Annotated in this window: 21 protein-coding genes and 1 pseudogene; 9 read left to right on the top strand and 13 right to left on the bottom strand. The window is 65.3% G+C overall.

Annotation, left to right across the window (positions count from 1 at the left end; all coding sequences use genetic code 11):
- Positions 1-81 precede the first annotated feature (81 nt).
- Positions 82-1836 (top strand): mechanosensitive ion channel domain-containing protein, encoded by a 1755-nt coding sequence (locus ACIGJG_RS26060; protein ID WP_483673288.1) that lies wholly within the window; start codon positions 82-84, stop codon positions 1834-1836.
- A gap of 77 nt (positions 1837-1913) precedes the next feature.
- On the opposite strand, the gene ACIGJG_RS26055 is transcribed toward ACIGJG_RS26060, so the two are convergent.
- Both ACIGJG_RS26055 and ACIGJG_RS26050 read right to left on the bottom strand, forming a co-directional pair.
- Entirely contained in the window at positions 1914-2468 is a 555-nt protein-coding gene (locus ACIGJG_RS26055; protein ID WP_011300748.1) for a hypothetical protein, read from the bottom strand.
- 10 nt (positions 2469-2478) lie between these two features.
- Positions 2479-3303: a DUF2092 domain-containing protein gene (locus ACIGJG_RS26050; protein WP_011300749.1), complete on the bottom strand. Its 825-nt coding sequence runs from the start codon at positions 3301-3303 to the stop codon at positions 2479-2481.
- 89 nt (positions 3304-3392) lie between these two features.
- Between ACIGJG_RS26050 and ACIGJG_RS26045 the strand changes: the two genes are divergently transcribed.
- On the top strand, positions 3393-3863 hold the full coding sequence (locus ACIGJG_RS26045; protein WP_166487089.1) for a hypothetical protein: 471 nt from the start codon (positions 3393-3395) through the stop codon (positions 3861-3863).
- Positions 3864-4072: 209 nt separating this feature from the next.
- Here ACIGJG_RS26045 and ACIGJG_RS26040 read toward each other — a convergent pair whose 3' ends face one another.
- Positions 4073-4753, bottom strand: a complete 681-nt coding sequence (locus tag ACIGJG_RS26040) for a TetR/AcrR family transcriptional regulator (protein ID WP_483673287.1) — start codon at positions 4751-4753, stop codon at positions 4073-4075.
- Positions 4754-4940: 187 nt separating this feature from the next.
- On the opposite strand from ACIGJG_RS26040, the gene ACIGJG_RS26035 reads away from it, so the two are divergent.
- Complete coding sequence (locus tag ACIGJG_RS26035; RefSeq protein WP_483673286.1) at positions 4941-6413, top strand: coniferyl aldehyde dehydrogenase; 1473 nt, start codon at positions 4941-4943, stop codon at positions 6411-6413.
- Between the two features lie 60 nt (positions 6414-6473).
- Here ACIGJG_RS26035 and ACIGJG_RS26030 read toward each other — a convergent pair whose 3' ends face one another.
- The 3 genes from ACIGJG_RS26030 to ACIGJG_RS26020 form a co-directional block, all read right to left on the bottom strand.
- Positions 6474-6953: a VOC family protein gene (locus ACIGJG_RS26030; RefSeq protein ID WP_011300753.1), complete on the bottom strand. Its 480-nt coding sequence runs from the start codon at positions 6951-6953 to the stop codon at positions 6474-6476.
- Between the two features lie 182 nt (positions 6954-7135).
- A complete protein-coding gene (locus tag ACIGJG_RS26025; RefSeq protein ID WP_140953594.1) occupies positions 7136-7417 on the bottom strand; it encodes a hypothetical protein in 282 nt (93 codons plus the stop codon).
- 154 nt (positions 7418-7571) lie between these two features.
- A complete protein-coding gene (locus tag ACIGJG_RS26020) occupies positions 7572-8501 on the bottom strand; it encodes a LysR family transcriptional regulator (RefSeq protein WP_483673285.1) in 930 nt (309 codons plus the stop codon).
- A 52-nt stretch (positions 8502-8553) separates the two neighbouring features.
- On the opposite strand from ACIGJG_RS26020, the gene ACIGJG_RS26015 reads away from it, so the two are divergent.
- On the top strand, positions 8554-9546 hold the full coding sequence (locus ACIGJG_RS26015; protein WP_483673284.1) for a 2-hydroxyacid dehydrogenase: 993 nt from the start codon (positions 8554-8556) through the stop codon (positions 9544-9546).
- A gap of 81 nt (positions 9547-9627) precedes the next feature.
- Positions 9628-10611 (top strand): Bug family tripartite tricarboxylate transporter substrate binding protein, encoded by a 984-nt coding sequence (locus ACIGJG_RS26010; RefSeq protein WP_483673282.1) that lies wholly within the window; start codon positions 9628-9630, stop codon positions 10609-10611.
- An 8-nt stretch (positions 10612-10619) separates the two neighbouring features.
- On the opposite strand, the gene ACIGJG_RS26005 is transcribed toward ACIGJG_RS26010, so the two are convergent.
- On the bottom strand, positions 10620-11615 hold the full coding sequence (locus ACIGJG_RS26005; RefSeq protein WP_483673280.1) for a LacI family DNA-binding transcriptional regulator: 996 nt from the start codon (positions 11613-11615) through the stop codon (positions 10620-10622).
- Between the two features lie 263 nt (positions 11616-11878).
- Here ACIGJG_RS26005 and ACIGJG_RS26000 point away from each other — a divergent pair, with 263 nt between their 5' ends.
- Entirely contained in the window at positions 11879-13027 is a 1149-nt protein-coding gene (locus tag ACIGJG_RS26000) for an L-talarate/galactarate dehydratase (RefSeq protein ID WP_483673279.1), read from the top strand.
- 47 nt (positions 13028-13074) lie between these two features.
- Positions 13075-14040 carry a Bug family tripartite tricarboxylate transporter substrate binding protein gene (locus tag ACIGJG_RS25995; RefSeq protein ID WP_011300760.1) on the top strand — a complete coding sequence of 322 codons (966 nt, stop codon included), beginning with the start codon at positions 13075-13077 and terminating at the stop codon, positions 14038-14040.
- A gap of 4 nt (positions 14041-14044) precedes the next feature.
- Here the strand turns inward: ACIGJG_RS25995 and ACIGJG_RS25990 are convergent, their stop codons facing one another.
- Both ACIGJG_RS25990 and ACIGJG_RS25985 read right to left on the bottom strand, forming a co-directional pair.
- Positions 14045-15337 (bottom strand): DUF3422 family protein, encoded by a 1293-nt coding sequence (locus tag ACIGJG_RS25990; protein WP_483673278.1) that lies wholly within the window; start codon positions 15335-15337, stop codon positions 14045-14047.
- 158 nt (positions 15338-15495) lie between these two features.
- Complete coding sequence (locus tag ACIGJG_RS25985) at positions 15496-17622, bottom strand: TonB-dependent receptor family protein (RefSeq protein ID WP_483673277.1); 2127 nt, start codon at positions 17620-17622, stop codon at positions 15496-15498.
- Between the two features lie 186 nt (positions 17623-17808).
- On the opposite strand from ACIGJG_RS25985, the pseudogene ACIGJG_RS25980 reads away from it, so the two are divergent.
- Positions 17809-18330, top strand: a pseudogene (locus ACIGJG_RS25980) (adenylate/guanylate cyclase domain-containing protein); the annotation flags it as partial.
- A gap of 12 nt (positions 18331-18342) precedes the next feature.
- Here the strand turns inward: ACIGJG_RS25980 and ACIGJG_RS25975 are convergent.
- Together ACIGJG_RS25975 and ACIGJG_RS25970 are read right to left on the bottom strand one after the other, a co-directional pair.
- Complete coding sequence (locus ACIGJG_RS25975) at positions 18343-18594, bottom strand: hypothetical protein (protein ID WP_011300763.1); 252 nt, start codon at positions 18592-18594, stop codon at positions 18343-18345.
- Between the two features lie 69 nt (positions 18595-18663).
- The gene (locus ACIGJG_RS25970) at positions 18664-19920 is read right to left on the bottom strand and encodes a serine hydrolase domain-containing protein (protein ID WP_011300764.1); all 1257 of its coding nucleotides are present in this window, start codon (positions 19918-19920) and stop codon (positions 18664-18666) included.
- Between the two features lie 240 nt (positions 19921-20160).
- Here ACIGJG_RS25970 and ACIGJG_RS25965 point away from each other — a divergent pair, with 240 nt between their 5' ends.
- Positions 20161-20376: a hypothetical protein gene (locus tag ACIGJG_RS25965; protein WP_049796501.1), complete on the top strand. Its 216-nt coding sequence runs from the start codon at positions 20161-20163 to the stop codon at positions 20374-20376.
- Positions 20377-20392: 16 nt separating this feature from the next.
- On the opposite strand, the gene fdhF is transcribed toward ACIGJG_RS25965, so the two are convergent.
- Together fdhF and ACIGJG_RS25955 are read right to left on the bottom strand one after the other, a co-directional pair.
- Positions 20393-23206 (bottom strand): formate dehydrogenase subunit alpha, encoded by a 2814-nt coding sequence (gene fdhF, locus ACIGJG_RS25960; RefSeq protein ID WP_483673275.1) that lies wholly within the window; start codon positions 23204-23206, stop codon positions 20393-20395.
- A complete protein-coding gene (locus ACIGJG_RS25955; protein ID WP_483673274.1) occupies positions 23203-24945 on the bottom strand; it encodes an NADH-ubiquinone oxidoreductase-F iron-sulfur binding region domain-containing protein in 1743 nt (580 codons plus the stop codon). Before ACIGJG_RS25955 ends, fdhF begins: the two co-directional genes overlap by 4 nt.
- Positions 24946-25042: the final 97 nt, after the last annotated feature.

The raw sequence follows: 25042 nt of genomic DNA, 5'->3' as shown, positions 1-25042 counted from the left end.
GTTGCGATCCGCACATCGACTGGCATTCCTGCCCAAAACACCCGATCATGCGAAGCACTAGCCGCCTTACAGAGCCTCCGGATGATCGCCTCTCACGCCCATTCGCTGTTTCGCCCGGCCGCCATCAGGCCTTCCCGGCTGAGGTTTCTCCCATTTGACTGGCGCAAGCTCCTGGCGCTGCAGATGCTGCTGGTGTTGCTGGTGTTGCTGGTGTTGCTGATACTGGCACTCATCGTGCCGCTCGCCGCCCACGCGGCCGACAAGCCGGTACCTGCCCCCGTTTCCGAGCCTGCAGATCTGATCCTGATGAACCGGCCCGTCGCCACGTTCCGCGCGACCGTGGCGGGAGCGGTGCCGGCCGTGCGCGCGGCCCGCGCCAGGGAGCGATTCGACAACCTGAATCGCGCCGAACTGGCCGAGCCGCTGACGCGCGTGTCGGGGCGGCTCGGCGAGGAGTCCGGTGTGGCGATTCGGCTCGGCGACCGCGTGATGTTCGCCATCGTCCAGGACGACCTCGATCCCGAGCAGCCGGGACAGACCGTGGAGGCCGTGGCCGACGCGGCCAGCCATGCGCTCGAGAATGCCGTCGCCGCGCGGCGCGAGCAGTTGCGCTGGCCGACCATCATCCGCGGCACACTGCTGTCGTCGCTGGGCCTGCTTTTACTTGTGGGGCTCGTCTGGGGCGTTGCCCGCGCACGCCGCCGGCTCAGCGCGCTGCTGCTGAAGGCGCTGGAACGCCGCGTCGGCGATCGCGTAAAGCGCAGCGGCTTCGACTGGACCGGTGCACTGTTCCAGCTCGCCAGCCTCGTCGTGCAGATCGTCGGCGTCGGCCTGACCGCGCTGTTGATCTTCTTGTGGCTGGAATTTGCGCTCGAACAGTTCCCGCTGACTGAGCCGCTTGGCCAGCGCATGGGCACCTTCCTGTTCACGCTGCTGACACGCATCGGCGAATCGATGCTGGAGGCGATTCCGGGCATCGTCACCGTGATCGTGATCCTGTTGATCACGCGCGCGCTGCAGCGGCTCGTGTCGACCATCTTCCTCGCCGTACAGCGCGGCCAGCTCGACGTGCCGGGCCTCCATCCCGAAACCGTCGGCGCCACGCGCCGGCTGACCGCCGTGGGCGTATGGGCACTCGGGCTGACCTTCGCGTACCCGTATATTCCGGGTTCGCAGAGCGACGTGTTCAAGGGCCTGTCGGTGCTGTTCGGCTTCATGGTGACGCTTGGCTCGGCCAATATCGTCAACCAGATCATGAGCGGCATGGTGCTTGTGTATTCACGCGCACTGCGGCCCGGCGATATGGTCGACATCGGCGGGACGATCGGCACGGTGACAGGGCTCGACGCGCTGTCGGTCAAGATCGAAAACGTACGGCAGGAGGAAGTGACGCTCCCCAACGCGGTGGTGGTCGGCAGCGCGGTCCACAACTTCTCGCGCCGGGGCCGCGCCTCGGCCGCACTGCATGGCGACACGGGCGCACTGCTATCGACAGCCGTGACGATCGGCTACGACACGCCGTGGCGGCAGGTCCATGCGATGCTGCTCGGCGCCGTGGCGAACGTGCCGGGCCTGCGCGATGAACCGGCGCCGTTCGTGCTGCAGCGTGGGCTGTCGGACTTCTATGTCGAGTACGAGCTGTTCTTCGGCATTACGGACCCGCGCCAGCGTTTCCCTACGCTATCCACGTTGCACCAGGCCATCCAGGACGAATTCAACCGCCACGGCGTGCAGATCATGTCGCCGCACTTCGTGCTCCAGCCGAAAGAGCCGGTGGTGGTGCCGCCGGCGAACTGGCATCAGGCACCGGCGGCGCCTGACAGGAAAGTGTCCTGACTTGCCTCGTCGTTCAGAAACAGCATGACGGCGACCACCGCGTGATGCAGGTAGTCGCCGTCATGCGCAGGCCGGCGTCAGTACGGCGCGTTCACCACGATGTATTGCGACCCCTGCGGCTGGTACCACGTGGTGCCGCACTGCTGGTACACCATGCCGCCATAGTTGACCGGCACGCAGCCCGGCGGCACCGTACGGACCATGGAGCCGATCACCGCTGACGTCACCGCCACCGTGGCCGTGACCGCAGCAGCCGTCGCCACCGGGTGGTAGTCGTTGTCCCAGCCGCAGCAGCCGCCGTGATTGTCGACGTTCACGTTGACGTTGCGGTTGGAATTGACGTTGACGTTCCGGTTGGCATTGACGTTGTTCACGTTGTTGACGCTGGTGCTGCGCACATTGTTGGCGCGCGCGTCAGTGCGCTGGTTATTGACCTGCCGGCCACCGCCACCGCCGCTGGCCATGGCGCCACCACCACCACCACCACCGCCGCGCGCGCCCGCCATATGCCCGCCACCGCCTCCCCCACCACCGCCACCGACACGTGCCTGCGCCGTGGGCGCCAAGCCGGATGCCGCCAGCGCGAGCGCGGCCATGCACACCGTGAACAGCTTGCGATCTGCGTATTTCATGGCGGGCTCCTTAGCGCGACTTCATGGGAACGAACTCGGCGGACTTGGCGCCAGCCGGCGGCTTGAAGGCGAAGGTCGTATTGCCGAACTTCGGATTCAGGTTCCACTTGTAGTAGGTGATCGACTGTGGACGTGCCTCGTCGGCACGGCTCGTGACGACCAGCTTGCGCGGCAGCGGGCGCCCATTGGCCGAGATCCAGATCTGCCAGTCGAAATCTCCCTGCCGGAACGCGTAGTGGTCGCACAGCTCGCCCACGATGATGTCCTGCCCGGCGTTCATCGCCGACTGGATGTTGTCGACGGGCGCCGCCGGCGTGCCCCACAGGAACAGGTCGGCTGACGGCACTTCAATGCCGAACCGCTCCCTCAGCCGCTCGGTCAGGGCGCCCAGGTTGTCGTTGAACGGGGCCTGCGAGTAGTACTTCTGTTCGGGCTGGTAGAGCGTGACGGTCTTGCCGTCGTAGATCAGGTCGCGCTGCGAGCGCGCGCTGCGCATTTCCGCGCGCAGCCTGTTCGGTCGCACGATGTCCAGGTCGGCCGTCGCCGTGTGCTGGAGCTTCTGTCCATCCTGCAGGACGCGCTCGCCGGTCAGGTTGATGGTGACCTGGAACTGCTTCAGGGTCTGCAGGTACGCGCCCATATCCTGTAGCGCCTTGATGGCCGCGGGGTCCACCGCCTTCGCGTCCGCTTGCGCCGTGCTCGCCGGCGGCGGAGTGCTTGCGCTGGTGGATGACGCGCCAGGCTGACTCGCCGGGGGACTCGACGGCGTCAGAGGCGTACCGCTGCACGCCGTCAATGCGACGGCGAGCAGGCTCAGAACCAGTTTGCGTGCCATGGTGAACTCCGTCAGAGAGTACTGCCGTTGGTAGCCACGTTCAGGGCTATCGCGTCACCGATGCATACGCCACGTGCGTTCGCGATGGCTTGGGCGCAAAAGTGGAGAAGTGGCGACAGACCCGCAGCCTATCCTGCCGCAATGCCTGCGCGCCGGGTATCTCGAAAAGAAAATTTCAACATGACCGTCGCGGATATTTACTACGCTCCTGTACCATCGCGCGCCGCGGCGTGTTTGCCTGCGGTGTTGGCATTCTTCGCGCGTACACGGCCGCGTCGACCGGATCGGCGCGCGACGCGACCATCGTTGCCGTCCGGATCCTTTCCGGGCGGCCGCGGGCGGCCAGGGCACATCCTGTATGCGGCGACGAGGAGGTCGCGATTCCACCGCATCTGCGCCACCGCATCCAGCAGATACTGGAGAACGCGGCAGGCAAGCCGGGTGTCCCCGCCTTCGGCGCGGATCGTACGGATTCGCTGTATCTGCTCGCGCACGCGACGCCGGGAAGCGTCGATCGAGCGCTGGAGATCGCTCCAGCCACTGGGTATGGACCGGCTTGATCGCAACGTAACCTTTGACATGGTGCACTCCGGGCATTCAGGGCATCAAGGCAACGGCCACAACAGCCAAACGAAAAAAGCCCGGGAGAAGAGCGTCGTTTCGGGCATCCGTTCCGGGGCAAGAACTGGAACCCCGTAACGGAAAATTTAGATAAGCCGGATTTTCATGTCAATGTCCGGGTCGTCGGACACATCGGCAGTCCCGCACCTTACGCGGCGCCGATAAACCATTGCCGGAACATTTCCTTGGCGGGGCCGAGATAAAGACCGATGTCTTCCTGTCCGCCGTTGGCGTACCAGTGGCAATAGCAGCCGTGGAACAGCGCCAGCAGCACACGGCCCATGTCCGCCGACAGCGGGCGGTCAGCGGTTCCGAGCGCCTCCATCATCACACGCACATGGCCAGCCCAGCTTTCGCGAATATGCTCACGCACGGTCTGCGGCGTATTGCTGGAGAACAGCAACGACAGCACGATGCCCTTGGTTTCCGGGTGGCGCGTGAAATAGTCGGCCACACGCGCGAAGAGATCGTCGACGCGCTGCGACACGGGCATGTCCTGCAGATCGCCCAACCCGAGCGAAATCTCGATTTCCTGAAACAGGCTGACCGCCGCCTCGGCCAGCAGCATCTCCTTGCTGCCGAAATGCCACAGCAGACTGCTCTTGGCCACGCCCGCGTGCGCGGAAATCCGGTCCAGCGTCACTTCGCCATATCCGTGTTCCGCGATCAGGCTCTTGGTCAGTTCGATAACCCGCTGGCGGGTTTCCAGACCACGGCGGTACTTAGTTGTCGCGCCGGTACGTGCCGGCGGCGCTTCAGTGCGCGCTTCCGGGGCGGCGGCGTCCAGGGCGAGATCGGGGCCGGCGGCACCCTCTTGTGCGGAGTTCATGGCTGCTTGTTGGACACTGTTGGGGCACTGTTGGGGCACGGTTGGCACAGTGCGTGCGATGTGTGGAGAAGGCGCCTTTCCGCTTCTCGGGACTTGCCCTAAGGCCAGCGCCCTGTTCTTGACAGCCTACCATCTCTTTACCAAACTCTAAATTGTACTGACCATTCAGAATAAATTTAGGGTTAATATGGTGCCGAATACAGCACAGGAAAAGGATCTGCAGCGATGGCTTGGTAAGCAACGTGCAGCGTTCATGGCATCGCCGTTTCCGTCGCTCGGCGAACGGCGAGACACGTTGCGGTGCCTACGCACCGCCATCCGCGGTCATGCCCACCGGCTCGCCGCGGCGGCCCAGCGCGACTTCAGCGCGCGCGCCGAGGCCGAGACCCTGATGGTCGACGTCCTGCCGTCCGTGATGCACATCAACCACCTGCTGCGCGGGCTGCGCCGGTGGATGAAGCCGTCGCGCCGGCACACCGAACTGCTGTTCTTTGGCAACAGCGCGCGGGTCATGTACCAGCCCAAGGGCGTGGTCGGCATCGTCGTGCCGTGGAACTTCCCGGTCTACCTGGCGCTCGGCCCCCTGGCCACGGCACTGGCCGCGGGCAACCGCTGCATGGTGAAGACCTCCGAGTACGCGCCGCATACGTCGGCGGCACTGCGCGCCCTGCTGCGTGAAGTGTTTGACGAAGACAGGGTCGCGATCGTCGAAGGCGATGCCGATGTCGCCCGCGCCTTCACGAGCCTGCCGTTCGACCACATCGTGTTCACGGGCTCCCCGGAAATCGGCCGCCACGTCATGCGAGCCGCCGCGGCCAACCTCACACCCGTGACGCTGGAACTGGGCGGCAAGTCGCCGGCCATCGTGTCGCGCAGCGCGAACCTGCGGACCGCCGCCACCCGCATTGCCCATGGCAAGACCGTGAATGGCGGGCAGATCTGCGTCGCCCCCGACTACGCGCTGGTGCCGGCGGAAGATGCCGAGCCCTTCGCGCAAGCGGTACTGGATGCCGCCAGCCAGATGCACCCGCAAGGCAGCGACGACTACACGGCTGTCATCCACGATGGGGCGCTTGCGCGGCAACGTGCACTACTCGACGACGCGCGCGCGCTTGGCGCGCGCGTGTTCTCGGCGGCCATGCCCTCGGGCGGACGGCGCCTGCCGCTGCACGTCGTGCTCGGCGTCACGCCGCAGATGCGCCTCGCGCAAGAGGAAATCTTCGGACCCATCCTGCCGGTCTTCACCTATCGCAGCTTCGACGAAGCCATCGCGCACGTGCAGAGCGGCACCCGTCCGCTGGCGCTCTATTACTTCGGCCATGACAAGGCGGAAACCGGTCCGCTGCTCGAACGCACGCACGCCGGCGGCGTCACGCTGAACGACTGGGGCTGGCACGTGGTGAACCATGACCTGCCGTTTGGCGGTAGCGGCACATCCGGCATGGGCAACTACCACGGTGCGGAAGGCTTCCGCGAGCTGTCGCACGCGAAGTCCGTATTCGCCGAGCGCCGCTGGTTCCCGATCGAGCTGTTCCACCCGCCCTACGGCTCGTGGGTGCAGCGCCTGGCCATGCGCCTGTTCCTGGGCGCGCCAGCGCAAGGCGAATCGCAGCGCGGCACTCCGGCTGGCACACAACCGGCGCACCGCAGCACCGACTGATAGCGCAGCCAGATTGACGCGGGTCCGGGCAATTCCGTGTCACTCCATCAAAAGCGGGCCTCAGCCACGCCGCGCCGCTTCAATCTTCGCGATGTCGATCTTCTTCATGGTCATCATCGCGTCGAAGGCGCGCTTGGCCGCCGCGCGGTCCGGATCGGTGTACGCGGCTGTCAGCGCGCGCGGCGTGATCTGCCACGACAAACCCCAGCGGTCCTTGCACCATCCGCATTCGCTTTCCTGGCCGCCATTGCCGACGATCGCGTCCCACAAGCGGTCGGTTTCCGCCTGATCGTCGGTCGCGACCTGGAACGAGAAGGACTCGTTGTGCTTGAAATGCGGCCCGCCATTGAGCCCGAGGCAGGGAATGCCCATGACGGTGAACTCGACCGTCAGGACATCGCCTTCCTGACCGTCGGGGTAGTCACCCGGCGCGCGGTGGACGGCGCCAACCGAGCTGTCCGGAAACGTTGCAGCGTAAAAATTCGCGGCGTCGAGCGCGCCGCCGTCGTACCACAGGCAGATCGTGTTCTTGCTAATCATCCTGGTGTCTCCTGAAGGGTCTGCAGGGATTGAACGCCGGCCTCGGCATCTTCTGGTCAACGGCGGCAAGCGACGGGTCGCTTATTCCCGCGTGAATGACATGGAGGCCGTTTGCGGATGCCTAATGTCTCACGTTCTCGCTTCGGGCGCAGCCCTTGAGAGTGCATGGTCCGCAACGTGGCTCATGAGCGATTGACGATGGGCGGCGCATCGGGATCGCGGCTGCCCGGGTCATGCAGATCGCGCTTTCCGACGCCCGGCGGAAATTCGCCCGTTCCGGCGCGCTCGTCGCGCGGCTTGTCGGCCGGTCCCTTGCGGTGCGAAGCGGCATTTTCCCAATCCGCCGCCGCGCGCTCGCGCGAGCGTTGATTCGCTTCAGCGTTCTCGCGCAACTCCCGATCGTCGAGCCCCTGCCGCTTGTCGAGTTCGGGGTTCCCTGATGTGTCGTGTCTGCTCTGTTTCATGACGCCTCCGAAAGCATTGGGCACGGATCGAGGCCATGAATATCGGCGCGCAACTTTCGTTCCAGCATGTCACGTCACACAAACCGCACACCCGTCGATGCGGCGTGTAAGAACCACCGCATCGATTGAAGAATGGTAGACACCGCGAGGCACCTCAGTCCGAGGCTGTCAACGTCTGGCTGAGCTCCTTCGCGCTTGCAAGATGCATCGCCGCAAAATCCGCAAACACCCGGCACGCCGGGTTGCGGTTCGCATCGCGCCACACCAACCGCAGTTCCGCTCGCACATCGTCGCGCCAGATCGGCCGCAACACGACGCCCGGGAAATGCAGATGCCGCGCCGATGCCGGCACCAGCGCCAGCCCCAGTCCAGCGCGCACCAGCGCGAGCACGCTATGCGTCTGGCTCATCTGCTGCACCACACGTGGCGGACGGCCGGCGCTGGCGAGCACCGAGCCGATCAGATCATGGAAATATTTGCCTTCGGTGGCGGAGTACTGGATGAATGTCTGGCCCGCCAGATCTTCGGCGGCGATGCGCTCCCGCGCCGCCAGCGCATGTGTCGCATGCATGGCAAGCAGCAACGGCTCACTGACCGCGGGCCGCCATTGCAGCTCCGGATCCACGTCCGGCAGCGGCCGCAGGAAGCCCAGGTCGATGGTCCCTGCCTGCAAGGCCTCAATCTGCGCGACGGTCACCATCTCATGCAGGGTCACCTCGATCTCCGGCAACTCCTGCATGGCCCGGGCGATCAGGTTGGGCACCAGTTCGTAGCCGGCCACGGCGGTGAAGCCGACGCGTACCTTGCCGCTGACGCCCTTGTCGATCCGCCGCGCCACGTCCACCGCGTGACCGGCCAGTGCCAGCAGGCGCCGCGCGTCGTCGAGCAAGGCGCTGCCGGCCGCGGTCAGGCGTACCACGCGGCTGTTGCGGTCGAACAGCCGTACGCCGAGCGATTCCTCCAGCATGCGGATCTGCCGGCTCAGCGGCGATTGCGTCATGAAAAGCCGCGTGGCGGCACGGCCAAAGTGCAGCTCCTCGCCCACGGCGATAAAGCAGCGCAATTGGTTCAGATCCGGAATCATTGCATCATGCCAATAGTTGGATTGATCGATGCAAACTATAGCTTAGACATGCATGGATGGCGTTCCTATACTCGGCCCATCGACAACCGCTCCAAGACGCCTGCCAGTGAAACCCGCCATCCTGCTCACCCAGCCCGTAGTTCCCAGTCTCGAAGCCGGCCTCAAGGCAGCCTACGAGATCCACCGCCTGTATGCCGCCGCATCGCCCGACGCGCTGATCGACGAAGTCGGGCCGCGCATCGAGGGCGTCGTCACGGGCGGCTCGCTCGGCCTGAAGGAATCCGTGATGCGACGTTTGCCGGCACTCAAGATCGTCGCGGTGTCCGGCGTCGGCACCGATGCGGTCGACCTGCCCTACGCACGCGGGCGTGGCATCCACGTCACCACTACGCCCGATGTGCTGACAGCCGATGTCGCCGATCAGGCCATCGGGCTGCTGATCGCGGTGTACCGCCGGTTGACCGAAGCAGAGCGCTACGTGCGCGCCGGACAGTGGGGCAAGGCGCCGTTGCCGCTCGCGCGCCGTTTCAGCGGCAAGCGCGTGGGCATCGTCGGACTGGGCCGCGTGGGCCTTGCGATTGCGGTTCGTGCCGCGGCGTTTGGCTGCCCGGTTTCTTACACCGACCTGCGTGCGATTCCCGATGTGCCCTACACCTTCCTGCCGGACATTGCCGCCCTTGCCTCCCATTGCGACGCGCTGGTACTGGCCGCATCGGCCGACGGCGCGAAGCCGGTGGTCGACGCCGCCGTGCTCGATGCGCTGGGACCCGACGGCGTGCTGATCAACGTGGCGCGCGGCCGGCTCGTGGACGAGCCCGAGGTGGTGCGTGCGCTCGAAGCGGGCCGCATCGCGGGCGCCGGGCTAGACGTGTTCGCCGACGAGCCGGCCGTACCACCCGCCCTGCTCGCCATGGACAACGTCGTGATCCAGCCGCACCGTGCCAGCGCCGCGTGGGAGACCCGCGATGCGATGGGCGAGATCGTGCTCGCCAACCTGCGCGCCTGCCTTGCCGGCGAACGCCCGCCTGCGACGGTGATGGCGTAGCACGCATCAACCGGTCATCGCATCCCCCTTCATGGATCAGGGCGCCGTCATAGAGCGCCCGGACAAAATTCAGGAGACACCATGCAACATCGCGCATTTCCCGTGCTGGCGCTGCTGGCTGCAGCCGCACTCGTCGCCATCGCCCAGCAACCGGCGCACGCCGGCGGCTACCCCGAGCGGCCGGTCACCATCGTCGTGCCCTTCCCGCCCGGCGGCGGCACCGACACCGGCGCTCGCTTGCTGGCGCAGCGCCTGACCGAACTGTGGGGCAAGGCTGTCGTCATTGAAAACAAGCCGGGCGCCGCCGGGCAGATCGGCAGCGACTACGTGGCGCGTGCAAAGCCGGACGGCTATACGCTGCTCATGGGCAACATCGGCACGCATTCGATCAACCCTTCGCTGTACAAGTCGCAGCCGTATGACGCGGTGAAGAGCTTCGCGCCGGTATCGCTGGTGGCCGAGCTGCCGCAGATCATGGTGACCGCTCCCGGAAACCCGGCGGCCACGGTGCCGCAGGCGATCGCAGCGGGCAAGCGTGAGCCAGGCAGGATCACGTACAGCAGCTCGGGCAGCGGCAGCTCGATGCATCTCGCCGGTGCCATGTTCGCGCGCCAGGCAGGCATCGACATGCTGCACGTGTCGTACAAGGGCGGCGGCCCGGCCGTGGCCGACGTAATGGCCGGGCACGTGAACTACACGTTTGCGACGCTGTACGAAACCATGGGCATGATCAAGGGCGGCAAGCTCAAAGCGGTAGCGGTGACCGGCGACAAGCGCGCTGCGGCAATGCCCAACGTGCCGACCGTGGCCGAGACTGGGCTGGCAGGCTATGAAGCGGTCTCCTGGATCGGCCTGCTGGCGCCAGCGGGCACGCCACCGGCGCTCGTCGGCAAGATCTCGCAGGACGTGCGCGCAGCGCTGGCCGATCCGAAGGTCAAACAGATGCTGCTCGAGCAAGGTGCCGTGCCATCCGGCAGCACGCCGGAGGCGTTTGCCGCGTTGATCGCGCGGGATACGGCGCGCTATGCGAAGCTGATTCGGGAACTGGGGATCAAGCTGGAGTGAAGGCCAGGTCAGGTCGAACCGCGTTCGACGATGCGGAATCCGACATCGACGACCGGTTCTGGAACCGACTCGCCACGGCAGCGCTCCAGCAGCAAGCGCGCGGCCATCGCCCCAATGGCCGCGCCATCCACATGTACCGTCGTCAGCGACGGATTCAGGTGCGCGGCAAAATCGGCATCACCGAAGCCACAGATCGCCAGGTCGCCGGGAATGCGCAGTCCGCGTGCGAGCGCCTCGACCATGACGCCCTGCGCGAGCTGGTCGGAGCTGCAATAGACGGCTTCGATCCGCGGATCTTTCTCGAGGAGATCGGCAAGGGCCCTGCGCCCCCGCGCCAGACTGCTCGGCGCGGGCACGACCACAGTCGGTACGTCGTGGCCGACCGTCGAGACAAAGCCCTCGCGCCGCACCGAAGCGCGATGATCGTCGCCGGTTGCAATGCCGAGGCGGCGCCATCCTTTGCCGAGGAAATAACCCGCGACGGCGCTACCCACCTTAAGGTGTGAAAAGCCGACCACCATATCGACGGGCCGGTCGCTGAGATCCCAGGTCTCCACGACAGGAATACCCGCCCGCCGCAAGCGCTCCCGCGACACCTGCGAATGGACCAGGCCGGTGACGACGATGCCGTCCGGACGCCGGCTGATCATCGTGGCGAGCAACGCGTCTTCGCGCGCGTGGTCGTAGCCTGTCTGGCCAAGGATCACCTGATAGCCTGCCGCGTCGAGCGCATCGGTCAGTGCCTTGACCGTCGGCAGGAACTGGGCCACCGCAATGTTCGGGACGAGCGCGGCGACCATCAGGCTGCGCTTCGACTTGAGCCCGCCGGCAAGCAGGTTCGGGATATAGCCGGTCGCCTCGACGGCCTGCCGGACCCGCGCAATGGTTTTCTCCGACACCATGCCGGGATTGCTAAGCGCACGCGAGGCGGTAATCAGTGAGACGCCAGCCTCACGTGCCACGTCGTGCAGCGTCACGGATTTCGGCCCAGTGGTATTCGACATGCGGATCCTGAGTCAGGGTAATTCGCTACCGGTTGCTCGCCTGAAGGCGATTGACGATCGAGAATGACAACGTTAGCATTTCCATCATTCCTTCGTCAGCGACCTGTCGCAGCCGAGCGGAACCAGGATGTTGAACCCCGGCGGAGATGACGCTTGGATTATATCAGTCACGCACACCCAAAAATGATAACGTTATCATTAACGCCCAGGGGCAATTCCGTACCTCAATGTCTGCCCGATCAAAATTTCCCTGCCCCACGCCCATGACCACCCCTGCCGCTCCTTCCACCGACACCATCGCCACGATCCGGCTTTCCTCGTGCTACTTGCCATTGGCCACACCGATCAGCGATGCCAAGGTCCTGACCGGTCGCCAAAAGCCAATGACCGAGGTCGCGATCCTGTTTGCCGAGATCCGGACCCACGGCGGCCACGAAGGTATCGGTTTCAGCTATGCCAAGCGCGCCGGAGGACCGGGCCAGTTCGCGCATGCCAGCGAAATCGCACCGGCCCTGCTCGGTGAGGACCCGAGCGACATCGCCCGGCTGTGGGACAAGCTCTGCTGGGCCGGCGCGTCGGTCGGACGCAGCGGATTGTCGACACAGGCAATGGGCGCGTTCGATGTGGCACTCTGGGACCTGAAAGCCAAGCGGGCAGGCTTGTCGCTGGCCAAGCTGCTGGGGGCCCATCGCGACGCCGTGCGCTGCTACAACACCTCGGGCGGTTTCCTGCACACGCCGCTGGACCAGTTGCTGGTCAACGCAGCGGCCTCGGTGGAGCGCGGGATCGGCGGGATCAAGCTGAAGGTCGGCCAGCCTGATGGTGCGCTGGACATCCAGCGCGTGGCCGCCGTGCGCGAACAGCTTGGCGATGCCGTGCCGCTGATGGTCGACGCCAACCAGCAATGGGATCGGCCGACGGCGCAACGCATGTGCCGCACGTTCGAATCCTTCAACCTGGTCTGGATCGAGGAGCCGCTGGACGCCTACGACCACGAGGGACACGCCGCGCTCGCCACGCAGTTCGACACGCCGATCGCGACCGGCGAAATGCTGACCAGCGCGGCCGAACACTGGGACCTGATCCGGCACCGCGCCGCGGACTACCTGATGCCGGACGCGCCGCGCGTTGGCGGCATTACGCCCTTTCTCAAGGTCTGCGCGCTGGCCGAGCATGCGGGCCTGATGATCGCGCCGCACTTCGCCATGGAGTTGCACGTGCACCTTGCCGCAGCCTATCCACGCGAGCCCTGGGTCGAGCACTTCGACTGGCTAGAACCGCTGTTCAACGAACGGCTGGAGATACGCGGCGGCCGCATCGTGGTGCCGACCCGGCCGGGCCTGGGACTCACCATCAGCGAGCAGGCCCGCGCGTGGACGCGCGAACAGGCCGAATTCGGCCAACAAGCCTGACAGGCGTCGGAATCCCGCATACACAGAACGGTGAAAGGAGACAAAAGATGAAAAAGCTGATTGCGTCCGTACTCACGACGACTGCCATGACCGTTGCCATGGCGGCCCACGCGGCGTGGCCGGAGAAGCCGGTCACCGTACTGGTGCCCTTCCCGGCGGGCGGCTCGACGGACAATGTCGCGCGTATCCTCAGCGCGAAGTACCAGACCCAGTTCGGCGGCAGCTTCGTGGTCGACAACCGGCCCGGCGCGGCCGGCATGATCGGTGCCGCCATGGTCAAGCGCGCGCCCGCCGATGGCTACACGGTGTTCGTCTCGTCGCTGGGGCCGTTCGTCATCGGCCCGCATCTCACGAAGAACGCCGGCTATGACCCGCTCAAGGATTTCGATTACATCAGCGTCGGGGTGCAGGCGCCGAATGTCCTCGCCGTGCCAGCGGGTTCACGATTCAAGACGCTTCAGGATGTGATCGCCTACGAGAAGGCCAACCCGCACAAGATGACCTTCGCCTCCGCCGGCAATGGCACCAGCGACCACCTCACCGCCGAACTGTTCTGGCAGCAAACAGGCACGACAGGCATCCACGTGCCTTACAAAGGCGGCGCGCCGGCGATGAATGACCTGATCGGCGGACAGGTCGATGCCACGTTCATGAACATCAACACGGCGGTCCCGCATATTAAGGCGGGCAAGCTTCGCGCGCTGGCCATCACGAGCACTGCGCGCTCGCCCATCCTGCCCGATGTGCCCACCATGGATGAGGCCGGCGTCAAGGGCGTAACCGTCTACTCATGGCAGGCAGTGGCCGCGCCCAAGGGACTTCCGCCAGAGATCAAGGCGAAGCTGCACAGCGCCACCGTGGCCGCGCTCAATGAGCCGGCCACCAAGGCGAAGCTGCTCGACCTTGGCTTCGAGATCGTCGCCAATACGCCGGAGCAGTTCGCCGCGTTTCAGGCGTCGGAGTTCGCGCGCTGGAAGAAGGTGATCGAAGTGGGCAAGATCACGGCGGACTGAGCGCTCAGCCTGCGCGCGTCGCGCCTTGGTGCGCCTGCCCGTGCCCGTTGGATCGCTTGGTGCGCCGGATCACCAGAAATACCAGCAACACTACGGGCGCGATCAGCAGGCCTTCGACCAGTTCCGGATCCAGCGGCAGGTGGAAGGCATGCATGGAGCGCAGCCCTACCGCCGTGAGCGACAGCACATAGTAAGAGATTGCCGCGACCGACAGACCCTCCACCGCGTGCTGCAGATGAAGCTGCGTGCGCGCGGTGCGGTCCATGCCGGCGAGCAGCCGCATCGTGTTGCCCTCTTGCGCCAGGCTCACCCGCGTACGCAACAGGTCGACCGCCCGCGCCACGCGCGCCGTGAATTGCTCGAGCCGGTTCCAGTTGGCGCGGCATGTCTCCATGGCCGGCGTGAACCGGCGTTCCATGAACTCGGCAATGGTCGGGATGCCTTCGATGCGCTCCTCGCGCAGTTCCTGGATGCGGGCCATGACCAGGCGCTCGTAGGCGCGGCTGGCGCTGAAGCGGTGGCTGGACTCGGCCAGCGCCTCGCCGCGCACGGCCAGGTGTGTGAGATCCTGCAGCAGGGCGGCGTCCACATTGTCGTTCGGCGCCGAGTCCATCCGGTTCATCAGCCCGGACAGCGAGCGCTGCAGGCCATCGAGCGAACGACCGAGCTCGCGCGCGGCGGGCAGCGCGAGCAAGGCCATCATGCGATAGGTCTCGATCTCGTACAGCCGCTGCAGAAGGCGGCCACCTTGCGCTTCGCGGAAGCCTTCGTCGATCACCAGGAAGCGCGAAAAGCCATCAGGCTTGATGGTCCAGTCGCAATAGACTTCGCCATTGCCGAGCACGCGGCTGCCGACCTTGATCGGGCCGTCGATCCAGCGGCCGTAGTCCTTGCGCGCCTGTACGGCGTGCTCGCCGGAAACCAGCTCCATGCGTATTGCCACGAAGCGCATGCCGGCAATCTGCGCGAACCATCCCTGGGGCACGTGATCGGTCGCCAGGCCGGAGAAATACTCGGTATCGCGCCGGCTGGCGACGAACGTATAGGTGGAGAATTCCGTGTGGCGCTCCCACTTGAGTTGGCGCTCGCCGTTCCATTGCGCGGCATAGTGGGTGCTGCCCGGCTCAGGAGACGGCATGCCGGTGAGATCACACAATGCGCGCAGGAGCTGTTCATGCACCGAGGCGTCGTCTCCCGCGTAGATTGCCAGGTGTGCCAGGGCGACGGAACCCGACAAACGCAGGAAGGGTCTGGCGTGCAACTCGTTCGCAAGGCTCGCGCGCAGGGCGTGGTCCATATTTGAAGCTCTCTCGGAAGGTTTCGCTCAGGGGGGCGCCGGCAAGGCATCCATGGAACGAATTCTCCCGCACGGCATTGCGCAGTGCAACAGGACAGTTGCTGTCGTTTCGGGTCGCGCGAGTCTTGCTGCCACGCTGGCCGGCGCCGCATCGACAATCAGAACCCGGCGCGCGCCTGGATATACACCATGCGCGGCGCGCCAACCAGACGCCCCGCATTGCTGTCCGTCGTACGCGTGTAGTAGCGCTTGTCGAACAGGTTGTTGATGCCGATGGTGATGTCGGTACGTTTCCACTGCGGAACCGTGAACATCGCCTGCAGGTTCCAGGTGCGGAAGCCAGGAATGCGGCCCACGCTGCCATCCGCCGACTCGGCGACGGTGTTGGCCAGGTCCGAGTACTGCGCGCTCTGGTGTGTGGTCGAAGCGTTGAAGGTCCAGTTGCGCCAGTTGTAGCGCGCGCCGATGGTATCGGTGTTGCGCGAGTAGAACGGGACGTCCATGCCGGCCGTGGCGCCCGACTTCTGGATCGCGCGCGTGTAGGTGTAGTTGGCGTAGACGTTCAGGCCGCCAAGCACGCTCGCGCGGTCGAACGTGTAGTCGATCGCGGTTTCGACACCATCGTGGTCAGTCGCGCCGATGTTCTGGAACGTGGCGGGGAACAGGCCCGGCACTTGCTGGATCTGGTTGTCGAATTTGATCTTGAACGCCGTCAGCTCGGCCTTGATGCGGTTGTCGGTCCAGCGGGTACCCACTTCAAACGTGCGCGCCACTTCCGGCTGCAGCGGATTGCTCGGTGTCTGCGAGTTGAGCTGCGTGTTCTGCACCGGGCCGAACGACGTGCTGTAGTCGGTGAACACAGTCCACGCATTGTTGACGAGGTACGAGACGTTGATCGACGGCAGTGCCTTGTTGTTCATGCTGTCGAACTGCGTGGTCGTGCCGCGCTGCTGGCGTGTGGTGTCGATATGTTCGAAACGCACACCAGGCACGATGCGCCAGTTGCCGACGGCGATGCGGTCGTCGATATAAACGGCATGCGCATCGGTGGCGTTGTCGAACGTGGTGGTCGGGCCGACCACGCCCGTACGCGGATTCTGGTTGAAGGCGTTGTCATCGCCGCGTTCGCGGATATAGCGGTAGCCGACGGTGATGTCATGCGTCGTCGGCCCCAGCGCCAGGCGCTGCGTGTAGCGCGGCTCGATGCCGAACGTGGTGTAGTTGCGCGGCTGGTGCGCGATTACGGTGGCGCTTTGCTGCAGCGTGCTCTGGCGATAGCTCTCGTTGAAGAACGTGCGGATCTCGAATTCCTGGTTGCCGGAGATCGTGTTCACGTAGCCGAGGTCGAACGCCGTGCGGTTGCCGCTCCAGTAGTCGTTCGGCCGCGTGTTCTGGAACGGGTCGGCATTGTATTGCGCGACCGTCAGGCCGCCCGGCGTGCGCGAGCGCACGTCGTAGTACGAGACCTTGCCGTAGACCTGCGAGGTGTTGTTGATGTCGTAGGCAAACTTCACGGCGAGATCGTTGACGTCGTCATCGCTGCCCTTGCGCCATTCGCGGCCGGTCATGCCCGAGTACAGCACGGCCAGTCCGAGCCCGCTGTCGAGCGTGGTGCCCACGAACGCGTTGTACTGCGTATTGCTGCCGCCGCCTTCGGTGTAGATGTTTTCGCGGATCGACGCATCCCCGGTGATGCCCGGGCTGGTGGGGATCGGTCTGGTGTTGAAGTTGATGATGCCGCCGACGTTCTGCGGGCCGTATCGCACCGCGCCACCGCTGCGCACCACGTCGATCGAGTCGATATTGCCCAGGCTCACCGGCGCAAATGAAAGCTGCGGTTGCCCGTACGGGGCGACTGCCATCGGAATGCCGTCAAGCAACACTGTAGAGCGTGGCGAGTACCGGCCGGTCAGGCCACGCACGCCGATGTTGAGGGAAATGGCGCTGCCGGACGTGCCGGAGTTATCGGTCGACTGCACGCCGGGAACGCGGCGCATGACGTCGCTGATGCTAGATGCGCCGCTCTGTTCGATCTGTTCTTCTCCCACCACGGTGCGCGCGCCGGGGAAGGTCTTCACGCTGTTCTGCAGCCCGGTGCCGAGCCAGTTGCCAGTGACCTGCACGGTATCGAGCACCTGCTCGACATTGCCACTCTCCCCCGATTGCGCATCCACCTTCTGGGCGAACGCCAATGGCGCCATGCACAGCAACGAAACGGCGAGCGCCGTGGCGCGCAGGGCGATCTGGGGTGCGGCGGGCTCGTTGCCGCATCGGCTCGACTTCATGACTTCTCTTCCTTGTAGCAAACAGCGCACAAACGTACAAAGTCATGAATGTAAATGATAACGGTTATTGTTTATGGATTCATTGCGATAAAGCGCTTTACGCGCTACTCAAAATCATCAAAATGTTGTCTTTACGCCACAACTACACAGGCAAACACGCAGTATTGCCGACATGCGAACGGACGCGAGCAGCAGGTCACCGAGCAACTGCTTCTCAACGTGCTGCCCGCTCCCGCCGCCGAGCGTTTGAAGCTGCGTGCCGATCTCGTCGCCGAGGGCCCGCCGGCAGTCATCGCGGACAGGTTCGAGGACGTGTCGGTGCTGTTCGCGGACCTCGTGCAATTCACCCGCTTTTCGCCGAGCATGGGCCCCGAGCGCCTGGTGGCGGTACTGAACGAGATATTTGCCGACTTTGACAACATTGCCGACCGCCGGGGACTCGAGAAGATCAAGACTATCGGCGATGCCTACATGGGGGCGACCGGCCTGCCCGTTCCCGCAGCCGACCCCGCCGTTCAGGCGGCCCATATGGCGTTGGACATGATCGCGTCACTGGACCGTTTCAACCAGCGCAGCGGCCACGGCCTGCAGCGGGGACGCCTTGCGGAACCCTTCCTGTTGGAAGAACGTGGGTTGATTACGGCCCGGGGGATCGGTGACGTGCGTACGTGGTTGCTGGCAGGCAGAACCACCGACGCCCCCGCATAGGGGACGCCCGCCTTAATCGTGTCCAGTCACTGCTCGCTTGGTGGCGTGATAGCCGTGCTTGGTCGCATCAGCAACCCCGTGCGCGGCCGCCTTGGTGCCGCGGCCGATCGCGAAAGTGGCATCGCGCACGGCATGGCCGCCCTGCTTGCCTGCTGCCTTGACGTTTTCCTTGAATGCATGGGCATCCGCGGACAGGCTCGCCTGCGCGAGCGGACTCGCCGCAGCGAGCGTGATCGCGATGATCAGAGTGTTTGCCTTCCTCATGCCAATGTGTCCGGTTTCCGGCTGGTGTCACACAACCATATTTTAGCCTTCCCCGGACCCCACGGGCATTCAGCGCGGCGCAGCCCCCGGCTCCGTGATGGCGCTGTAGACCAGCGTGCGCAGTTGGCGTCGCACGGGATATGCGGAAGAGGGCAACAACTGGGTCAGGAAGAGACCGATAAGATCCTCCTGCGGGTCCACCCAGAAAAAAGTGCTTGCTGCACCACCCCAGAAGAAATCACCCGCGCTGCCGGGAATCAGCGTGGACGCGGGCGTCACGGTGGTGGCAAAGCCGAGGCCGAATCCCACGCCGTCATAGGTCGCTTCGCTGAACATCGAGCGTGACATGGCCGGCAGGTCCACTCCGCCGGGCAGGTGGTTGGCGGTCATCAGCTTCAGCGTCTTGGGCCCGAGCAGCCTCACGCCGTCGAGTTCTCCGCCTTGCAGCAGCATGCGCGCGAAGCGCATGTAGTCCGCGGCGGTCGACACGAGCCCGCCACCGCCCGAAATGAAGCTAGGCGGCTTCAGGTACGGACTGGCGCGCGGGTCGTCCTGCAGCATGGGCCCCTTGTTCGATATGACCTTCGAACCGAGCACACCGATCGCATAGCACGCGCAAAAGCGCGCCACCTTGTCTTCCGGCACATGGAAGCCCGTGTCCACCATACCCAGCGGCTCGAAGATACGTTCCTTCAGGAAGGTATCGAACGGAATGCCGCTGACCTTGCCGACCAGGTAGCCAAGCACGTCGGTCGACACCGAGTAGTTCCAGGCCTCGCCCGGCGAGAATTCGAGCGGCAGCCCCGCCAGCTTGTCGATCATTTCGTCGAGCGTGCCTTCGGTGGCAAGCTCGCCCAGCTTCAGCTTGCGGTAAGCCGCGTCGACGTTGGTGTTCTGCTGGAAGCCGTAGGTCAGGCCCGAGGTGTGGCGCAGCAGGTCGACCACCAGCATCGGTCGCGCGGCGGGCTTCGTCTGGAAGCTCTCCATGAAGCCGCCTGCGTGAACGCCCAGTTTCTCCCATGCCGGGATGTACTTGCTGACCGGGTCATCCAGCGCGATCTTGCATTGCTCGACCAGCATCATGATCGCGACGGAAGTCACGGGCTTGGTCATCGAATAGATGCGGAAGATCGAATCCTCGGCCAGCGGCACCTGCCGTTCCCGGTCAGCGACGCCAAGGACAGAGTTCAGCGCCAGTTCGCCGCGGCGCCATACCTGGACCAGCGCGCCGGGCAGCTTGCCATTCGCGACATAGGATTCGTCGATGAAACGTTCAATGCGCGCAAGCCGCTCGCGCGACATTCCTTGTGTTTCCCTGCCTTGCATAGTCACCTCTCTCCCGGGTTTTTGCCTTGGCCGACGTGCCGCCGCAAGCGGCGTCCCTGCCATCATGACATTGGCCGCCCGTTCGCGCCAAGCGCAAGCGGGCCGGGCGCGAATCCGGGCAGACCCGGCGCGATTTCCGGGCCGCGGTGGACTAGATTGGAGTCTGTCTGGTCAATGACTTTCCCAGGAGATCACATCATGCGTGCATGGAACCCACGATTCACCGCACTGGCCGTTGCCATGGCGCTGTCAGCCTGGTCAGGCATGGCCTCGGCGACGGAACAGGCGCAGCAACGCCGCGAAGGGCGCGACGTGCGGCAGGATACGCGCCAGGATGCCCGGCACACCAAGCAGGATTGCCGTGCTGCCGACCACCAGAGCAACGCGGGCTGCCGCCAGGACAAGCGGCATTCCAAGCAGCAGGGACGGCAGACAGCCCGCGACATCAAGTATTGAGCCCCGGGCCTGATCGTCAGGCCCCAAGCACCTTGCCTCCGCCATAGCTCGACTGAGCGGGCGCTACCCCGCCCAGCGTCATCCGAATCGCGCAGTACTTGAACTCGGGAATCTTCCCGAACGGATCCAGCGCCGCGTTGGTGAGCTTGTTGATGGCCGCTTCGTAGTAGCAGAACGGCACGAACACGGCACCGCGCGGCGTGCCGGCATCGGCGCGGGCATACAGCGAGACCTCGCCGCGCCGCGAAGCCAGCGTGATGACGTCGCCCGGCTGGCCGCCCAGCAAGCCGAGATCAAGCGGATGCACGAGTGCCACCGCGTCAGGTTCGATCGCGTCGAGCACGCCCGCGCGCCGCGTCATGCTGCCGGTATGCCAGTGTTCGAGCTGGCGCCCGGTGATCAGCACCATCGGGTAGTCGGTATCCGGCCGCTCGTCGGCGGGGATGATGTCCGCCGGCACGAAGCGGCCACGCCCGGTGGGAGTCGGGAACCGATCGGTGAAGATCACCGGCTCGCCCGGATCACCTTCCGCATGGCAGGGATACGTCACAGCTCCGTCCTGTTCCAACCGTTCCCACGTCACGCCGCCGATGCTCGGCATGGCTTGCCGCATCTCGTCGAAGACCTCCGCCACATTGCCGTAGTGCCAGTCGAGGCCGAGCCCCTGCGCCATCTGCTGAATGATCCACAGGTCCTGCCGCGCCTGCCCCGGCGGCAACAGCGCCTGGCGGCCAAGCTGGACGGTGCGGTCCGTGTTGGTGAAGGTGCCGGTCTTTTCCGGGAAGGCCGAAGCCGGCAACACGACATCCGCGAGATAGGCGGTCTCGGTCAGGAAAATGTCCTGCACGACAAGATGGTCCAGCGCGGCAAGCGCCTCGCGCGCATGCTCGGCGTCGGGGTCGGACATGGCCGGGTTCTCGCCCATGATGTACATGCCCCGCACCTCGCCGCGGCCGATGGCATCCATGATCTCCACCACGGTCAAGCCGGGCTGGCGGTCGAGCGGCATGCCCCACAGCGCCTCGAAGCTCGCAATGGCGTCAGGATCGTCCACGCGGCGGTAGTCCGGATACATCATCGGAATCAAACCCGCATCGGACGCGCCCTGCACATTGTTCTGGCCGCGCAGCGGATGCAGCCCGGTGCCGGGACGGCCGATCTGGCCCGTCATCAGCGCCAGCGCAATCAGGCAGCGCGCGTTGTCGGTGCCGTGCACATGCTGCGATACGCCCATGCCCCACAGGATCATCGAGGCCTTCGACGTGGCATAGGCGCGCGCGACTTCGCGGATGGTCTGCGCGTCGATGCCGCAGATGGGCGCCATCAGCTCGGGACTGAACGCCGCCACGTTGCGCTGCAGTTCTTCAAAGCCGATGGTGCGGCTGTCGATGAAATGCTGATCGACCAACCCGTCGCTGACGATCACATGCATCATCGCATTGAGCAGCGCGACGTCCGCGTCGGGCGTGAACTGCAGGAAGCGCCAGGCAAAGCGCGCCAGGTCCGACCGGCGCGGATCGGCCACGACCAGCTTCGTGCCGTTCTTCACCGCGTTCTTGATCCAGCTCGCCGCCACGGGATGGTTCACGGTGGGATTGGCGCCGATCACGATCACGAGTTCGGCGCGATCCACGTCCATCACCGGGTTCGATACCGCGCCCGAACCGATCCCTTCAAGCAGCGCCGCCACCGACGACGCATGGCAAAGCCGCGTGCAGTGATCGACGTTGTTGCTGCCGAAGCCCGTGCGTACGAGCTTCTGGAACAGATAGGCCTCTTCGTTGCTGCCCTTGGCCGAGCCGAAGCCGGCCAGCGCGCGCTTGCCGTGCGTGTCGCGGATCTGCGCAAGCTTGCCGCTGGCGAGCGCGAGCGCCTCTTCCCACGTCGCTTCGCGAAAGACGTCCATCACATGGTCCGGGTCCATGACGAAGTCGCCGCGCTTCGGCACGCCTTCGCGCCGGATCAGCGGCATGGTCAGCCGCTGCGGATGCTGGACATAGTCAAAGCCGTAGCGGCCCTTCACGCACAAGCGCTCGTGGTTGGCCGGACCGTCGCGCCCTTCCACGTAAAGGATGCGGTTGTCCTTGACGTTGTAGGTCAGCTGGCAGCCCACGCCGCAATACGGGCAGACCGAATCCACCTGTTGATCGGGCACGGCGAGCGCGGCGTCGCGCGCGGGCATCAGCGCACCGGTCGGGCACGCCTGCACGCATTCGCCGCACGCGACGCACGTGGACGCGCCCAGGGGGTCGTCCATGTCGAACACGATGCGTGCAGCATCGCCGCGCAGCGCAAGGCCGATCACGTCATTGACCTGTTCGTCGCGGCATGCGCGCACGCAACGCGTGCATTGGATGCAGGCGTCAAGGTTGACGGCGATGGCGGGATGCGAGAGATCCGCCGCCAGGCGTTCACGCGGCGCAAAGCGCGGCTTGCCAACGTCGAGGCGTGCGGACCACTGGTCCAGTTCGTTGTGCCGCGTGTAGTCGGTTTCCGGCATGTCCGACTGCAGCAGCTCGAGCACCGTGCGCTGGGCGCGGAGCGCACGCTCCGAATCCGTCTGGACGGTCATGCCTTGCGACGGATAGCGACAGCACGACGGCGCCAGCACGCGCTCGCCCTGGATCTCGACCATACAGGCGCGGCAGTTGCCCGCGGGATCGAGCCCATCCTTGTAGCAGAGATGGGGCACGTCAAAGCCTTCGCGCTGCGCGACCTTCAGCAGGCTTTCGCCGGGGTGCGCGCTGACTTCACGTCCATTCAGCGTAAACGTGACGGGCGGCTCCGTGGATTCGACCAGTGCGCGTTCGGCGCGTGTCAGCGCATTCATGCCTGTGCCTCCGGGCGGTCTGGCGCCGCCTGCAGTTCATGGGGAAAGTAGCGGATCACGCAATCGACGGGATTCGGCGCAGCTTGTCCGAGCCCGCAGATCGAGGCATCGCGCATGACGGCGGACAGGTCCTCCAGCGCGGGCAAGTCCCATTTCGGCTGGCGGATCAGGTCGAGCGCCTTGGCGGTGCCGACGCGGCACGGCGTGCATTGCCCGCACGACTCGTGCTTAAAGAAGTGCATCAGGTTGCGCGCTGCGGCCACGGCGCTGTCGCGATCGGACAGCACGACGATGGCGGCCGAGCCGATAAAGCAGCCATGTGGCTGCAGCGTGTCGAAGTCCAGCGGAATATTGCCCATCGACGCTGGCAGGATGCCGCCCGACGCGCCACCGGGCAGGTAGGCGTAGAACGTGTGTCCGTCGAGCATGCCGCCGCAATATTCATCGATCAACTCGCGCACCGTGATACCGGCCGGCGCCAGGTGCACGCCGGGTTCGCGCACACGGCCCGACACCGAGAACGAGCGCAGCCCCTTGCGGCCATGCCGGCCCTGCGACGCGAACCACTCGGCGCCGTTCTCCAGGATGTCGCGTACCCAGTAGAGCGTTTCAAAGTTGTGCTCGAGCGTCGGCCTGCCGAACAACCCGACCTGTGCCACATAGGGCGGCCGCAGGCGCGGCATGCCGCGCTTGCCTTCGATCGATTCGATCATCGCGGACTCTTCGCCGCAGATATACGCGCCCGCGCCGCGGCGCAGTTCTATGCGCGGCAGAACTGGCACGGGCGGATCATCGAGCAGTTCCTGCAGCGCTTGCGTCAGGATGGCGCGGCAGCCCGCGTATTCGTCGCGCAGGTAGATATAGATCGCAGCAACCTGCGTCACAGCGGCAGCGATCAGCATGCCCTCCAGAAAACGGTGCGGATCGCGCTCCAGGTAGACGCGGTCCTTGAAGGTGCCGGGCTCGCCTTCGTCGATGTTCACGGCCATGAGCCGTGGTGCCGGCTCCCCGGACACGATGCGCCATTTGCGGCCGGTCGGGAAACCGGCGCCGCCCAGGCCGCGCAGGCCGGAGTCTTCCATCGTGCAAATCACGGCTGCCGGATCGAGCGAGCCTTCCTGCACAAGCGCTTTGAGCAGGCCATAGCCGCCGTTTGCCTTGTACGCGCCATAGCTGTTCTGCGCGGCGATGGCATCGCGAACGGTGCCCGCCGCCACGCAACTCGCGACGGCCTCCACCGTCGCGCCATCGACCGGCTTCTGTCCGGCCAGCACGGCCGGCGCTTTCTCGCACCGGCCGATGCACGGCGCGGCCACCACACGTACGTCCGTGCCAAGCACGGCGGGCAGCTTGTCGATCAGCGCCTGCGCCCCGGCCATCTCGCAGGCAATGCCCTCGCATACGCGCACCGTCAGTGCCGGCGGCGGTGCGATGTGGCCGTCCGCATCTTCGCGCACCACGTCGAAGTGGTGGTAGAACGTCGCAACCTCGTAGACCTCGGTCATCGCCAGGCCAAGTTCCTGCGCCAGCGCGACAAGATGCGGCATGGCCAGCTGACCGTAGCGGTCCTGGATGCAGTGGAGATGTTCGATCAACAGGTCTCGGCGGCGCGGCATGTCGCCAAGCGCCGCGCGGACTTCCGCCAGCGCGGCAGCGTCCACCTGCCTGCCTTTGGGCTGGCGGCGCTTGCGCAGCCTTCCAAGGCCGGTGGCCTCGATCGGGATGACAACCTGATTCATGGGTCTTCTGTCTCCTGCGGGGGCGATCATGGCGTCGCTATAAAGGCGTTCAGGAAGACGCCCTTGCGGGCAGCCTTCCTGTCGCTCTCATTCTTGT

The sequence above is a fragment of the Cupriavidus sp. C1SS-2L genome, assembly GCF_057073735.1.
This window is presented reverse-complemented; position numbering and strand designations above follow the sequence as displayed.